Raw genomic sequence first — 14,269 nt, 5'->3', positions numbered from 1 at the left:
ATTTAAATAGTATTTTTTACTATGGCTTTTCTTTTTGACCTACAGAAAAACTTGCACCTACTTTTATAGTAGTCGAATTTACTGCTGGAGTTTTAGCCTCTACTTGAACCCCCACTCTAGTTGTGTTTTCTCCTGTTTTAAGATTTGTTTTGTTAGAAGCAAAAACACCATTTCCCTCTTTACCAACAACTACTTTAGTTTCATTTGTGGTTTTTCCAGAATTAACATTTTTAGTTGTAGTATTTTTAGTTGCTACATCTAAAACACCTGCTTTTGCTGAACCTTTTACTTCTGCCTTTACTTCTACTTTAGTTTCTACTTTAGTTGTAATTGGACTTACCTTTGTTGATTGGTCAAACTGCTTGGCATTAACATAATTTAAAAAGTTTGTACCTTCTGTAAATTCTGTTGTTTTATTATACGTTGTTAATGGTGCGATTTCTGTACTAACAGTAAACAATGATTTAATCTCTATACCTATTTTATCAAATGCCCCAGCAAATGTTTGTCCCATTTCTTTAAAAGCACCATTCCATTGTGCTTTTACTGAAACAGGCTCAAGCCCCTCAAGTTCTCTACTGTCGATAACTCTATTACCACTAAAGACATATGGTCCCCAATCCATATAATCTTCCGTCAATGGATCAATTGACATAAAACGTCCTATAGCATAATCATAATTTCTCCACTTAAAGCTGTCCCAGTTCAAGCCTAGCTCGTCTTGGCGTTCCTGCCCTTGAAACCTATACCTCAACGCCTCATTTGTAGAAACAATTGGAGCGCCATAGCCTTGGTGTTTCAAACCAAAAGGATAATAGTTATTCTCCTCTTGAACGGTTAAGCTTTTGTCATAACTCAGGCGTACATTGCCAAGATGGTCTTTGTACTGATACACATATTTATAAGAACTTCCAAGTGGTTCTACATAGCCTTCGGCGGTTGGAAAAAACTGCAAAACCGCATTTTTATACTGATAACCACCTAAATAATCCGTGCTTATGGTTGTTTTGCCAGTTTGGGCAACCACTTTTTGTACTTTTTGACCCGTTGCGTTGTAAATGTAGGTAATAGTTCCCGAGTTTCCAAATGTTATTTTGGTTGGCAGGTTCAGGTGGTTGTAGGTTATGCTGGGCAAAAAAATAAAAAAAATTCCGCAAAGTCAAGTGACATTTGCGGAGCTTTTTCATGAGAACACTTCGGTGAGCGGAGACATTCGCACAGCACGCCCAACTTTTAATAACCTTTTCGTTTTAGAGAAGACTTCGGACAGCTGAGGTTTTTGTGCTTAATTATTTTTTTCTAAATAATATTTTTGGCATTCACCATCCATTCCGATTGGTTTTATTTTGCCTTTTTCTAGATACCAAGTTTCATCTTCAAAAACACGCTTTGTTTCAAATTGTACTTCAAAATGATTAGAAAATTTTCCTTTTTTTAAGTATGTTGGTGATTTTAATCCTTTGGTGTCAACTAGATAAAAACCTTTTATTGTTTGATTTTTAATTTTTGATTTTTCCCATTGATCTTTTAAACAAATTACTGCATCATCTACAAGGATTAGATAAATATGGTAAGTCAAATTGTTACCTTCTTTGTCTTTTACAATTATTAAATTACTGTTTTTATTACCACTATTTTTCTCCTTTACAATTATTTTATCTCTTTGAGGGTTGCTGTCTAAAATAAGACTATCACTATTTATTTTGTAATTGCCTTTTATTTCATAATTTACAAATTCATTCTTAAAGTTGTAAATAAACTGATTGTTGTTTTTTAAATCTATACTCTCGTAATAATACCTTGATTTATAGGTATACTTGCCTATATAGTGGTCTTTATTGATTAAAGAAGAAAATAATACTATTATAAGTATATAAAAAATCGTTCTCATTATCTTGTAGTTTTTGCTCCTTTTTCATAATTTTTCTTCCATCCTTTGTAAACTTCTTTAACAGTTTGCCCATTTTTACCTGCTTCGATGGTTCTATTTCTCAAAGCTTTACCCTCTTTAGAGTTAATATTAATTGGTCCTAGTGGTAAATTTTGATAAGCTGAAGGAGTCATGGATTTACCAAAGTTTAATACATCTGAATTTTGCCATACAAAAGCACTTGGATTTTCAAAATAATCTCGTCCACTTTTAAATTGTCTTTCTCTGTTATAAGATTCTGTTTCATCTCCAACATCATATAATGAACCATAACCAGAATTATCAGTGATTAAAGATATTTTACCCTTTTCAAATTGATAACCATGTTTTAATTCATGACCTACAATTCCATAATCATCTTTATCAATTCCAATCATTACTTTATCCGTTGCTTTATCATAACTTACACCGCTACCACTTGTACTATTGTCTTTATAAACATTATATACTTGATCGGATTTTTCCATAACAGAAATTTCAGTTAAATTATCATTAAAAAAGCCAATTAATTTGTTTCCTAATTCTTCACTCATTCCCCCACTTTTAATAAAGCCTTGAAGAGTACTTATAGAATTTTTAAGATTAGCTTTTTGTTTTTCCACTAGTTTGTCAGGATCTTCAATAGTCATTCCTGTTGGATCTATATATAATAAAGGATTATTTGCTACATAGACATATGGAGAAATTTGATAATACTTCTCTGCCATCGGATCCATATTCATCCATCTACCTATAGCTGGGTCATAATTCCTCGCACCATAATCATACATATTCAACCCCAACTCATCTTGCCACTCCTTCCCATTATACTTATAATTATAAACCAAAGGAAACAAAGGTGTTACAGGTTTTATTTTGGAGGAAACACTTTCACGCACATACAACCGCTTGTCGGAGTTGTAGTTGGTGTGTTTGAACCCAAAAGGGTAGTAGTGGTTTTCTTCCAAAATCGACAAACTACCTGTTGGAGCTTGCGTGTAACTCATCCTGATATTCCCCAAATGGTCTGTGTAATTAAACACATAATTGTACAAACTACTTTCAGTTAATTTGTAAGATTTATTCACATTTACATAACCTTCAGCATGCGGAAAAAACACCAACCCACCATCGCCAGAAGACAAGGTTTTGTACTGAAACCCGTTAATGTAATCGGTTGTTGTAATTACTCCTGCCTCGTTTACCACTTTGTTCACTTTTTGCCCACTTGCGGTGTAAAGATACGTAATGTAATTGGAATTACCAAATAAAATTTTTGTAGGCAAATTTTATTTTTTAAAAAAAACCTTTGTCAAATTTTCAAAATTTGACAAAGGTAATCCCATCTTACTTCTTATTTCTAACCTCTAACCTCTAACCTCTAACTTCATACTTCATACTTCATACTTCATACTTCCCACTTACAAGAAGCCGCCACATTTGGCATTTTCACGCAGGGGCAGTTCCCGCCATTCGCTGTATCTTTTTGTTTTTAAAGAAAAAACAAAAAGGATGCCGCTACTGTCGGGGCTAGGTTGCCACTTTCGGAGGTATTAAAATAATTAAATTTAAAATTTATATGATTAATTAATATACATTAGTACTTCATTGCTTATAGTATCCCATTGCTTTCCCTTTTTATTAAATAACATAACGTAAGTTATACCTTTTTTTTGAGTTGATTTTGTAATTATTAAAACTGCTTTTCCATTGTCTATCTTTAAATTTTCAATATAAATTTCCCCAGCATATTTTATTTTTTTATTTTGTTCTGTGTCATTAAAAAAAATATAATAATTACCTATTTTTTTATTGAAATTAGAATCAAGAAGAAGATTGTTTTTATAATTTTTATGAATAACATTGTTAAAATCTTTTTTTAAATCTTTTTTATTCTCAAAATATTCCAATAATAAAGACTCCATCTTTGGATTATATGTAACTTCAGGATCGAGTTTCACAGATAACTTTGAATAATATTGTAAAGAGTCATTTCCAAAATGAATAAATGAACCGTTATAATAAGCTTCTTTTCCAATTATTTCAAGAAAATTTTCTTCAATAAATTGTTGTCTTTCATCTTCAATTTTATTGTTTTTTGAACACATTACAAAAATACAAAAAAGAATAAAAATTAAAATATTATTTAATTTCATGGTTTAATTTTTTAAAAAAGGAGTTATATTTATAGGTAATGTGATGCTCTTATAATTATTTAAATTCCAGTTGAATTTATGATAAAAATCTTTAGAAGTAATATGATTTATCGTATTCCCGTTAAATGTCTTGCGTTCCCATGCAGTTCCCATTTCCTCTGTTTCATTATATTTGTCAAGTTTATTTGCAATCCGGCCTGCATGTACAAATTCATGTAAAATAATAGTTGCAACATAAAAAGAATAAGATTGAATGTCCTCATTATTACTTAAAATTTCTAAATGTTTTACAATTTCAATTTCAATTCTAGAATCCGTAGAATTTCCCATTGTAACTCCATCTGGTTGTAACTTATGCCAAGATAAATCTTCAATAGTTAAAACCAAGCGACCTTCGGAGTATTTTAATTGATCAAGAATTTGCATAGTAGAATATCCTGAATATTTATTTAAAGATTTTAAAATAGATGGGTTTTTTTTAACAAAATCATGTAATTGTTTCATAATTTGAACAGTTCTAGGATATTTTGCTTCATAACCAAAAGCATCTTTAGGATGTATGTTTGAAGTATTATCTGATGTATTTTCTGTTTCATTGTTAGCATTTTTTTTCTCACTCCCATCTGAATTCAATCCATTTCCAGCCATTGCTTGTTCAAAAGAAACAGTTTTCCCTGAACTATCAACGTAAGATTTTTTTTCCCAATCGTAATGTTCACCAGCCATTCCACTTGGATCTGCCCAAAATATAGGATTGTCATTAAAAGCTCCATAAGTAGTTGCACTAAAATGAGTTATGGGATCTATTACAAACCAACGTGCAATGGCAGGGTCGTAATTGCGAGCATCCATAGTATAAACATTCAACTCCAGCTCATCCTGATACTCCTTCCCATTGTACTTATAATTATAAACCAAAGGAAACAAAGGCGTTACGGGTTTTATTTTGGAGGCAACACTTTCACGCACATACAACCGCTTGTCGGAGTTGTAGTTGGTGTGTTTGAGCCCAAAAGGGTAGTAGTGATTTACTTCCAAAATCGACAAGGCTCCCGTGGGCGTTTGCGTGTAACTCATCCTGATATTACCCAAATGGTCTGTGTAATTAAACACATAATTGTACAAACTACTTTCAGTTAATTTGTAAGATTCGTTTACATTTACATAACCTTCAGCATGCGGAAAAAACACCAACCCACCATCGCCAGAAGGAAAGGTTTTGTACTGAAACCCGTTAATGTAATCGGTTGTTGTACGGTCGTTGTTCTCATACACTATTTTTTCCATTTTTTGCCCACTTGAGGTGTAAAGATACGTAATGTAATTGGAATTACCAAATAAAATTTTTGTAGGTAAATTCAAGTGATTGTAAGTGATATTTTTGATGTTTTTGTTTTTATCCACAGTCATATTGCCGTTGTTGTCATACTCAAAATCATCGTTTTGGGTGTTGCCATCGTTAAAACCCTTTGGATTTGCCGTGTCATCTGTAACCGACAACAGCAAATTTGAATCAGGTTTGTAAGTATATCCTAAAAGATCCATTTCTTGAGCATACATAAACGACGAATCAGAATCCAAATCGCCATTACGTCTCAAATTCAAGATGTTACCATTTTTGTCATATTCCAATCGCTCATCATACGAACCAGGAAAAGGGTTTGTACTTTTCATAGTCTTGTACAAACTGAATAACATCTCCTTTTTTATCGCAAGCGTGGCACTTGTATTTATTTTGGCTAAAACTTACTTGTAAACTTGCTGTGCTATCCTCGTGGAACGGAAAACGTAGCATATTGTTTTTTCCTACTTTAAATTGTAATTTTCTAATACTTTGGTTAAGGATAAGTTTTGTTTGATGTCAGCTATTTCTATTGTTGAAAACTTTTATAATGATAAATATTTATTGCAAATGTATTATATTTCATTTAAACAATTAATGATTATTTCTTTTGATAAAAATCTATTACTATATTTGCCCTAATTAGTTAAAAACACTATACACAAGATAAAGATGTTAGACATAGGAAACAAAATAACACAGTTGCGTAAAGCAAAAAGTTGGTCGCAAGAAGACCTTGCAAAAAAGATTAATTCTTTTCGTGTAATGTTTGGTAATTACGTGCGTAACACCAATACACCATCTATTGATGTAATTATTAAAATGGCTAGAACCTTTGAAGTTACTGTTGATTTTTTAATTGGTGTAGGTGAGTTTTCTACTTATGATAAAGAGATTATCAAAAGAATTGAAAATATTGACTAACTTGATAAAGACATTAAAAAACATCTTTTCTTTTTGGTTGATAATGTTATTCAGAACTATAAAACTAAAAAAACTTTCGATAAATAAAAAATGTTATGAAAACTAAAATCTTATTGCTATTTACTTGTTTAATTATATTTAGTTCTTTCAAACCACTTCAGCAAAGTGACGATAATCAATTATATAAAGTTATCATCTTTAAATGGGTTAAAAATGAAAAAGGAGAAGAGCAAAAAAAAGTTGTTATTATTGACCAAGATGGTAGTCTAATTGTTAATGGGCAAAATATCAAAAGTAAAGTTGATATTAATGCCTTTGCTAAAGCGATAAATAAATTTATTAAAGTAGAAAAATTGGTAAAAGAACCTGCCTATAATGGACCTCCAACGGTGGCTACACCGCCAAATAACGGCGAACAATCTATAAGTATTTCGGTTACTAAATTGAATGATTTTAATGTGGAAAAGGAGTTTGATTATAATTCACGTTATTTTTCCAAAAAAATAAAAAAATCATCCGATGGAAATATTGACATTTACAAATATTTACAATCGGATGATTTAAAGGTTTTGAAAAAAGTAATCCAATAATTTCTATTAAATTTATTTATTAAAAAGTCCTTGTATGGCTTCCAAAATACTGAATTTACCAAAAAGACTAAGCAATGCCATCATTACAAAGAGAATCCCTGCTACATATCCTTTTATATCTGTACTGTAGTATGGTGCGGGTTTCTTGTAAGTGGTGTATAAAAAATATAAACCAATACACATAAATATAATAATTAATAAAAAATTATACAAGTTATCCATGTTTAATGTCTTTCATAACTTGAACGTAAAGCATCACCTTTTACACCGTCTGTAACAACTCCTGCCCCTGCTTTAAAGGTAGCATTTGTCGCTCCTCCAAAACCAGATGCGGGTACCTTAGCGTCCATAATTCCATCTGTTAATTTTCCTGCGCCAATAGCAGTCGCCTTTATGAGACCTCTTGTAACATCTCCAGGCTCACCTGTTGTAAAATCTCGTGCTGCTGACATTCCAGTTCCTATGTCATCCAAAGCTGAACCAAATTCATAAGCTTCTACACCAAATGAGACTAATGCTGGATTACCGCTTAAAGCTCCTGCTACAGCTAATGCAATACCACCTCCTTTTGCATATGTACTGCCTTCAGACATGGCATCTCCCATGTTTCCGACCATGTCCATGAGTATCTCTCCCGAGAATTCGTATTCTGGAGCAGGTGTATTTGTTGCTATCTCTCCGCTGACTTTTACTTCAGCTATTGCAGTTGGTTCTGCTTTATCTGGAGCGGTTTTTTCAACACCATTACTACTATCAACCCATTTTGCATTTTCTTTTAATGTAAGCGTACTACCTGTTCCTCCAACAGTGTGAACATTATTAGTTCTTCCATCAGAATAACCAACATAACCTTTATCAGCTGCTTGCGAAGCTGAATTAACATCGCTTCTCCATGACCATTGATTATCATTGCCTAAAACCCAATCAGTAGGAGCCATCCCATCAGGGTCAGTAAATCTTAAAGGATTGTTAAAACAGTAGTTATAAGGAGAAAATCTTCTCATTTTCTCCGCCAAAGGGTCTATATTAGTCCAACCAGCTCTAGCAGGGTCGTAAAATCTTGCTCCATAATCGTACCAATTCAACCCCAACTCATCTTGATACTCTTTCCCATTGTACTTATAATTATAAACCAAAGGAAACAAAGGCGTTACGGGTTTTATTTTGGAGGAAACACTTTCACGCACATACAACCGCTTGTCGGAGTTGTAGTTGGTGTGTTTGAGCCCAAAAGGGTAGTAGTGGTTTTCTTCCAAAATCGACAAGGCTCCCGTGGGCGTTTGCGTGTAACTCATCCTGATATTCCCCAAATGGTCTGTGTAATTAAACACGTAATTAAACAAACTACTTTCAGTTAATTTGTAAGATTTATTCACATTTACATAACCTTCAGCATGCGGAAAAAACACCAACCCACCATCGCCAGAAGGCAAGGTTTTGTACTGAAACCCGTTAATGTAATCGGTTGTTGTAATTACTCCTGCCTCGTTTACCACTTTGTTCACTTTTTGCCCACTTGCGGTGTAAAGGTACGTAATGTAATTGGAATTACCAAATAAAATTTTTGTAGGTAAATTCAAGTGATTATAAGTAATATTTTTGATGTTTTTGTTCAAATCCACAGTCATATTGCCGTTGTTGTCATACTCAAAATCATCGTTTTGGGTGTTGCCGTCGTTAAAACCCTTTGGATTTGCCGTGTCGTCTGTAACCGACAACAGCAAATTTGAATCAGGTTTGTAAGCATATCCCAAAACATCCATTTCTTGAGCATACATAAACGACGAATCAGAATCCAAATCGCCATTACGTCTCAAATTCAAGATGTTACCATTTTTGTCATACTCCAATCGCTCATCATACGAACCAGGAAAAGGGTTTGTACTTTGCGGTTTTTCGTATTTTCCTTCCAGCAACCTATTCAAATGATCATAAGAATAGCTGTATTTTCTCAATACATTGTCCGATGAAGTCCGCCAAAAAGTTTCCGAAATATTGCCGTTAAACAAAGGCGTTGCTGTCTCGGGTTTTTGGTAATTGATTCTAAAACTAAACAAATCCATCGGATCGCCCGCTTTGCTCAAGCTATTGATGTCGTTGATGCCCATGAGCCACCCCCTAATGTTGTACGAATAGTTCACGTTTTGTAAGCCAGTGCCAGTAGCAGCACCCCCCACTTTTTTAGACGTTAGTTTTCCCAATTCGTCATACGAGTTGTTGGCCAATAGCTGTATTGCCCCCCCGTTTATTTGATGGGTGTGCGTCAGCAAACGGTCTTGTGCCGAGTATGTAAATACTTCATTTACACGTATTTCTGCGTCTGTAACCGTACGTTTGTGGCGGGTTTCGGTGCTGATTGGCTTGCCCACAAAGTCCAAATTGCTGTCCGTTTGCGTGTAGCCCCCCAGGTAATGCACCGTTTTGGTTTGAATCGCTCGGGCCTTGTAGTCATACAGCGTATAACTCGTTTCGCCCTTCTTGTCGGTTGCCCCTTGGCACACCCGCACCCATGCCCCCGTGGCCAATCCCTTGGGCTTTAGGCTGTTGTTGTAATAAGCCGTACCAAAAACCGTTGGCCCATTCGGAAAATTGTAATCGTCATAATAATTCACCGACAAAATTTTGAACCCCGTAGGTGCCACCACATTGCTATACCACACGCTTATGCCGTCTATCGTGCCAGCGGTGGTTTTGGATTCGTTGAGTACCGTAGCCCCGTTTTGAGCATTCTGAAGTACCAACCGTCCCGATGTCGTAACAGTTGTGCTGGCTTGCCAACCCGTATATACAGGGCGGTTTAAGGCATCATATTTGGTAATCATCCAGCCCGTAGTACCCTCGCCAAAAGGCGAAAAAGCAGGGCCTGTGGCCACAGGGCGGTCTAGTTTGTCATATACAATAAACTCCCATTGCTTGCCAGGCAGCTTTTTTTCGACCAATCGGTTACGGTAGTCGTAGCGGTATTGATAGCACAAGCCCGCCATTTGGCTCGTTATGCTGGCATTGGTAACCAGTGGTGGCAGCACAAAACTCAAGTTGCCATACTGGTCATACACATAATACGTGTCGTGAGCCACGGCGCTGTTAAACGACCGTTTGAGCACCACTTTGCCTTCCTTGTCCTTAAACTCTTGGGTCGTATTATTGTTGCCCGCCGTCCAGTTTTCGTCCTTAGTAACGGATTTATACAACTGGTTTGCAGTATAATAGGTGTTGCCCGTAGCGTTGTTTAGCACCGGTTCATACAAGCCCAAGGCGGCATTCCAAGTGGCGGTGGCCGTGTATAGTTTTACTTCGGTAGCGGTGTTGGTTTGATAGTCAAACTTGATGGTTTTGTTGCCATTCAGGGCCCACTCGTTGCCGGGTGCTGCTTGTTGCATTACACGGTTTAGGGGCGAGGCCTCCAATTGTTTTTCGCTATACGGATTTTGGTCGCCATACCAGTTTTGGTATTGGGTTATCAAATTGGTTTTGACCGTGTTGCCGTCCAGGTACTCCAGGTTGTTTTGCCCCGAGGCGTAGGGCAAATACTCTTTTGTTTGCCGGCCAAAGGCATCATATTCGATGTGTGTAATGATGTCTTTTCCCGAGTTGGATTGTTGCCCTGCAATTTGTTGTATGGGTCTGCCCAATCCGTCAAAATAAGTAATGTTTTCCACTTTTTGAGCCGCAGTAGGAGCAGGCACTAGGGTGGTTGGCACTTTGTAGGTAGTGGTTTTGATGTAGTTTTGAGACTGTGTTTGAGCCTCAAGCAACGCAGGCAAACCTACCAAAAGAGCCACAAAGGCTTTGAAAAGCCATGCCGATTGGCGTTTTTTTACAGTTGTCGATTTCATATCTTTTGGAATTAAGGTTTGTAGTGGTATTCGTTTTCAGAGAGTTTGTTGCCATTTTTGTCGGTTACGTTTTGCAAACGACCAAAAGTATCATAGTTATACCTCATGACATCGCCTTTTGGGTCGGTAATAGTGCTCACCCCAATAAGCGGTTTGTGTGTATAAGTTGTAATCATTGCCTTTTGTATTGCAGTATTGCTGCTGTTTCTCAAGGCATCAATGGCAGGCAAATTGGCTTCTGTAAGGCTGCTAATATTGGCAACACCCAAGGCGGCAGCTACTTGTGCATTTGTAGCATTTTCAAATTTGGCAATAGGCTGCGTTTTGTTGTACCCCCAAATAATGGTAACCGGCATGCCCGACTCTGGCGTATATTGTGTGAGGTTGCCACTTGTATCGTAAAAGTCTGATGTTACTTTTAATTCTAAATTGCCTACATTTAAAATATTGGGTAAGTTATTAGGAAATTTAGCTGCATATACACTTTTAGGTAATAAGAAATTGTTTGTAGTTGCATCTTTTGCATAGGTTGTTTTTTGTTCCGAAATTTTGTCTGCTGGCAGCGTTGAATTCAAATAAGACACTACCTTAATAGGAGTATCTTTTCTGTTTTGTGAAATTAACTCAGCCATATAAGGTTCGTTTGCTAAATCAGATGGATAAAACATTTTGTTAATATGAGCCACGCCCTTACTATCAGTTGTCGTTATTTTTGTAGGCTGGTTATGATTTAGATTTTCATATTCGTATTCCTTTGTAACCGATAATAAATTGTTATTAAAATTACTAGTTTCAGTTTCCTTTTTTAAGGTTTTTGTTTGTCCTTGAAGGGTGTAGGTGTTTATAATTACTCCTGGTGACTGATCATTATAACTATTAAATGATATAAAATTTATACCTTTTATATTGGTTGATGTTTTAAGATAATTATAGTCGTTATATATAGTACTAATATTAGATAAGTTTGAATTATATTTTAACTCGCTATTTTTTTCACCAGCTAATAAACTTTGAAATTTTGGTGGATTTGGAAATACTATTTGAGTATAAGCATTTAAATCTTGATATGACAAATATCTATTAAAATTGTATTCTATTTTTCCATTACCATCATTTTCTATAACTTTTGAATAACTAATATTTGGACCTACAAAATTAAAATTGTAAAAATCATGTCCAGATGATAAAAAATAAAAATATTCTGATGTATAATCCCAATTATAACCTGCTTGAGCTTTGCCATAATTATTTAAGTATTGAATATTTGTATTACTTATAATTCCATTTAAAGAACCTAAACTTTGAGAAAAATTAAAGTTGACTTTAAATATTTTTTCTGGATTTGAATTTATTTTTGGGTCTAAATAAGTATAATTTTTTGTTTTTATAATATTATTATCATGATTTTTATGTATTATGTTTTTTATACGTAATCCACCCATTTCAAAAATTGGATCTATATTATGAATACCTAATGTTGTCGTGCTATGATAACATTGATTTCCATAAACCTTTAATTTATATTTCCTTCCTAAAACAAATTTGTCAGGATCAATATATAATACTTTAGTATTACTTGTAAATGAATTATATGAATTAGATGCTATAACTAAATTAGTAACAGTATCAATAATCTCTGAAGCTACACCATAATTTTGAACATTATTACAATATCCTCCTAACGAATGCATTGGTGCAGGAAAAATTGAACTTGTTGAGAAAGATAATATTTGGTTAGCATTTAAATTATAAATAAATTCAACACTATTTGTTTTTGTATTTGGATCCGAATAATTAGGTAAAGGTTGAAATGCTAATAAATTAGTACCAAAAATTGATTTTACATAACTAGTTGGCGTTTGATTATAATTAAAATCAGTTGCTACATTTGGAGTGTGAGTTTCATATTCAAAATTAACACTCCCTTTCGTTGGATAAATAATTCTAACTAAACTTCCTGCTTGTGCAAAATTAAAATCTACATTTTTATTTGAATAGTATAATGGATTTTGAAAAAATTTATATTTTGGAAAAATAGTTCGATTTGAAACTTTACCATTATAATATCCCCATTTATCTTGGGCATATGACAATCTATTAGGTAATTCTACCTCATTATAAATAAATTTATAAGTTTTAGATTCATTGTTCTGACAATTAATTTCATTAAAATTTACTAAAAAAAATCTTATTTTTGATTCATTTGGAATAGGTGTTGAACTAAAGGATTCGGATTCGCTTGAAGTTTTATGAATATAATCAAATAAAAACTTTCTTATACAAATACCATTTTGTGTAACTGTAATTTCTTTTAATTTTTTTGCAGATTCTAAATTATAATCATTAGATAAGTCAATTCTATCATCATATAGAAAAATAATTTCTGTATCTCCTGCTGTTATTTTATTGACTACTTTTGAATTAACAAAATTACTTATTCTAGGTGTTGATTGCATATTTGCTTGTGAAACGTTATTGCCTAATGAGTAAGGGGTTTCAACATATGAAGTATATTGTATTTGTTCAGAATTACAACCAAAATTTGATCCAAAACCATTGGACGTACTGATGTTTTTACAATTTTCGGTATACATACTTTGTTGGTTATTAATTATTTGTTTGTAAGAACTATTTATATATGTAATTTTTATAAAATTATTGTTTAACGCATTCTTTATTTCTGATAAAAACCATGAGTTGGCAATAAATCTATTAACTGCACCTCCATTTAAAGAATTCGGAGATTCATAAAGTGTATAACTTGATTCTACATTATTTCCTTGACCTTGATACCCAGATGCATTATCAATACCAAATTTATATTTGATACCACTAGGAGAAGTTACATCCCAAGATTTAAAATCATTATTTAAAAAATTTTCTTTAATCTGAAAATCGGTATTTTCTAGATATACTACCTGCCTTTGGTCATTAAATACAAACTTGCTACCTCCTTGTGGAGTACTAAAATAAAAAAGGTCGGGCTGCGAATCTTTAAAACCATTTGCAACATCATTTACCCATTTTCTAAATGCTATAAATTTATTAAAATATTGATTGCTATCATATTGATTATTAGGGTAATTATTTAATTGACTTTCTAATTTAGTTAACCCATAATCCTGATAGTAACCATCAATGTCAATTTGACTTTGCGCTTGCCAATTATAAGGGTTTCCCTCATCAGGAGCTCCTTTAATAATTCTACTAACAGTTCCTCCTACATTTAAAGTCCAGTTTTGACCGACACAAGATGCGATAGATTCTACTTTTACACCAGATGCGTCATATTCTAAAGAAATAGGAAGTGTCATACCTCCATAATTAAGTGTATATATAGGAATACTAACTTGAGGAGTTCCAGATACTAAATTAACTGGCATATTCATATATTGCTCAAATTTATTAACTTCTGGAGATTTTACTTGTGGTTTTAAATCAACGTTTACTTGCCCCAAAGCTATTTGAAGTGTAAAGGTGCAGGCTATTATAAATATTTTCTTTATCATAAT

11 protein-coding genes are annotated in these 14,269 nt (G+C 33.7%); 2 read left to right on the top strand and 9 right to left on the bottom strand.

Annotation, left to right across the window (positions count from 1 at the left end; translation table 11 throughout):
- Positions 1–19 precede the first annotated feature (19 nt).
- The 6 genes from FBFL15_RS16825 to FBFL15_RS17205 all read right to left on the bottom strand — a co-directional run bounded on the left by FBFL15_RS16825 (position 20) and on the right by FBFL15_RS17205 (position 5,860).
- Positions 20–1,135: an RHS repeat domain-containing protein gene (locus FBFL15_RS16825; protein WP_050881293.1), complete on the bottom strand. Its 1,116-nt coding sequence runs from the start codon at positions 1,133–1,135 to the stop codon at positions 20–22.
- 150 nt (positions 1,136–1,285) lie between these two features.
- On the bottom strand, positions 1,286–1,891 hold the full coding sequence (locus tag FBFL15_RS10085; RefSeq protein ID WP_014084498.1) for a hypothetical protein: 606 nt from the start codon (positions 1,889–1,891) through the stop codon (positions 1,286–1,288).
- Positions 1,891–3,195, bottom strand: a complete 1,305-nt coding sequence (locus FBFL15_RS16820; RefSeq protein WP_044032244.1) for an RHS repeat domain-containing protein — start codon at positions 3,193–3,195, stop codon at positions 1,891–1,893. The genes FBFL15_RS10085 and FBFL15_RS16820 overlap by 1 nt, the downstream gene beginning before the upstream one ends.
- Before the next feature lie 297 nt (positions 3,196–3,492).
- Complete coding sequence (locus FBFL15_RS10075) at positions 3,493–4,065, bottom strand: hypothetical protein (protein WP_014084497.1); 573 nt, start codon at positions 4,063–4,065, stop codon at positions 3,493–3,495.
- Positions 4,066–4,068: 3 nt separating this feature from the next.
- Positions 4,069–5,739 carry an RHS repeat-associated core domain-containing protein gene (locus FBFL15_RS16515; protein ID WP_044032243.1) on the bottom strand — a complete coding sequence of 557 codons (1,671 nt, stop codon included), beginning with the start codon at positions 5,737–5,739 and terminating at the stop codon, positions 4,069–4,071.
- Positions 5,705–5,860 (bottom strand): CHC2 zinc finger domain-containing protein, encoded by a 156-nt coding sequence (locus tag FBFL15_RS17205; RefSeq protein WP_083839250.1) that lies wholly within the window; start codon positions 5,858–5,860, stop codon positions 5,705–5,707. The genes FBFL15_RS16515 and FBFL15_RS17205 overlap by 35 nt, the downstream gene beginning before the upstream one ends.
- Before the next feature lie 219 nt (positions 5,861–6,079).
- On the opposite strand from FBFL15_RS17205, the gene FBFL15_RS10065 reads away from it, so the two are divergent.
- Positions 6,080–6,331, top strand: a complete 252-nt coding sequence (locus FBFL15_RS10065) for a helix-turn-helix domain-containing protein (RefSeq protein WP_014084496.1) — start codon at positions 6,080–6,082, stop codon at positions 6,329–6,331.
- A 95-nt stretch (positions 6,332–6,426) separates the two neighbouring features.
- The gene (locus tag FBFL15_RS10060; protein WP_014084495.1) at positions 6,427–6,921 is read left to right on the top strand and encodes a hypothetical protein; all 495 of its coding nucleotides are present in this window, start codon (positions 6,427–6,429) and stop codon (positions 6,919–6,921) included.
- Positions 6,922–6,933: 12 nt separating this feature from the next.
- On the opposite strand, the gene FBFL15_RS10055 is transcribed toward FBFL15_RS10060, so the two are convergent.
- Genes FBFL15_RS10055 through FBFL15_RS10045 form a run of 3 tightly spaced genes read right to left on the bottom strand, consistent with a single transcriptional unit; the run spans position 6,934 to position 14,266 of the window.
- A complete protein-coding gene (locus tag FBFL15_RS10055; protein WP_014084494.1) occupies positions 6,934–7,143 on the bottom strand; it encodes a hypothetical protein in 210 nt (69 codons plus the stop codon).
- 2 nt (positions 7,144–7,145) lie between these two features.
- Positions 7,146–10,757, bottom strand: a complete 3,612-nt coding sequence (locus tag FBFL15_RS10050) for a DUF6443 domain-containing protein (protein ID WP_014084493.1) — start codon at positions 10,755–10,757, stop codon at positions 7,146–7,148.
- Positions 10,758–10,768: 11 nt separating this feature from the next.
- Positions 10,769–14,266, bottom strand: a complete 3,498-nt coding sequence (locus FBFL15_RS10045) for an RHS repeat domain-containing protein (RefSeq protein ID WP_014084492.1) — start codon at positions 14,264–14,266, stop codon at positions 10,769–10,771.
- Positions 14,267–14,269: the final 3 nt, after the last annotated feature.

Origin of the sequence: Flavobacterium branchiophilum FL-15 (assembly GCF_000253275.1) — a bacterium.
GTDB classification, from domain to species: Bacteria; Bacteroidota; Bacteroidia; order Flavobacteriales; family Flavobacteriaceae; genus Flavobacterium; species Flavobacterium branchiophilum.
Note: the sequence above shows the minus strand (reverse complement) of the source record. Positions and strands in the feature narration are given on the sequence as shown.

Coding starts and splice junctions, on each gene's coding strand:
- FBFL15_RS10085 (WP_014084498.1), bottom strand. CDS start 1,891: ATGAGAACGATTTTTTATATACTTATAATAGTATTATTTTCTTCTTTA.
- FBFL15_RS10075 (WP_014084497.1), bottom strand. CDS start 4,065: ATGAAATTAAATAATATTTTAATTTTTATTCTTTTTTGTATTTTTGTA.
- FBFL15_RS16515 (WP_044032243.1), bottom strand. CDS start 5,739: ATGAAAAGTACAAACCCTTTTCCTGGTTCGTATGATGAGCGATTGGAA.
- FBFL15_RS17205 (WP_083839250.1), bottom strand. CDS start 5,860: ATGCTACGTTTTCCGTTCCACGAGGATAGCACAGCAAGTTTACAAGTA.
- FBFL15_RS10065 (WP_014084496.1), top strand. CDS start 6,080: ATGTTAGACATAGGAAACAAAATAACACAGTTGCGTAAAGCAAAAAGT.
- FBFL15_RS10060 (WP_014084495.1), top strand. CDS start 6,427: ATGAAAACTAAAATCTTATTGCTATTTACTTGTTTAATTATATTTAGT.
- FBFL15_RS10055 (WP_014084494.1), bottom strand. CDS start 7,143: ATGGATAACTTGTATAATTTTTTATTAATTATTATATTTATGTGTATT.
- FBFL15_RS10050 (WP_014084493.1), bottom strand. CDS start 10,757: ATGAAATCGACAACTGTAAAAAAACGCCAATCGGCATGGCTTTTCAAA.
- FBFL15_RS10045 (WP_014084492.1), bottom strand. CDS start 14,266: ATGATAAAGAAAATATTTATAATAGCCTGCACCTTTACACTTCAAATA.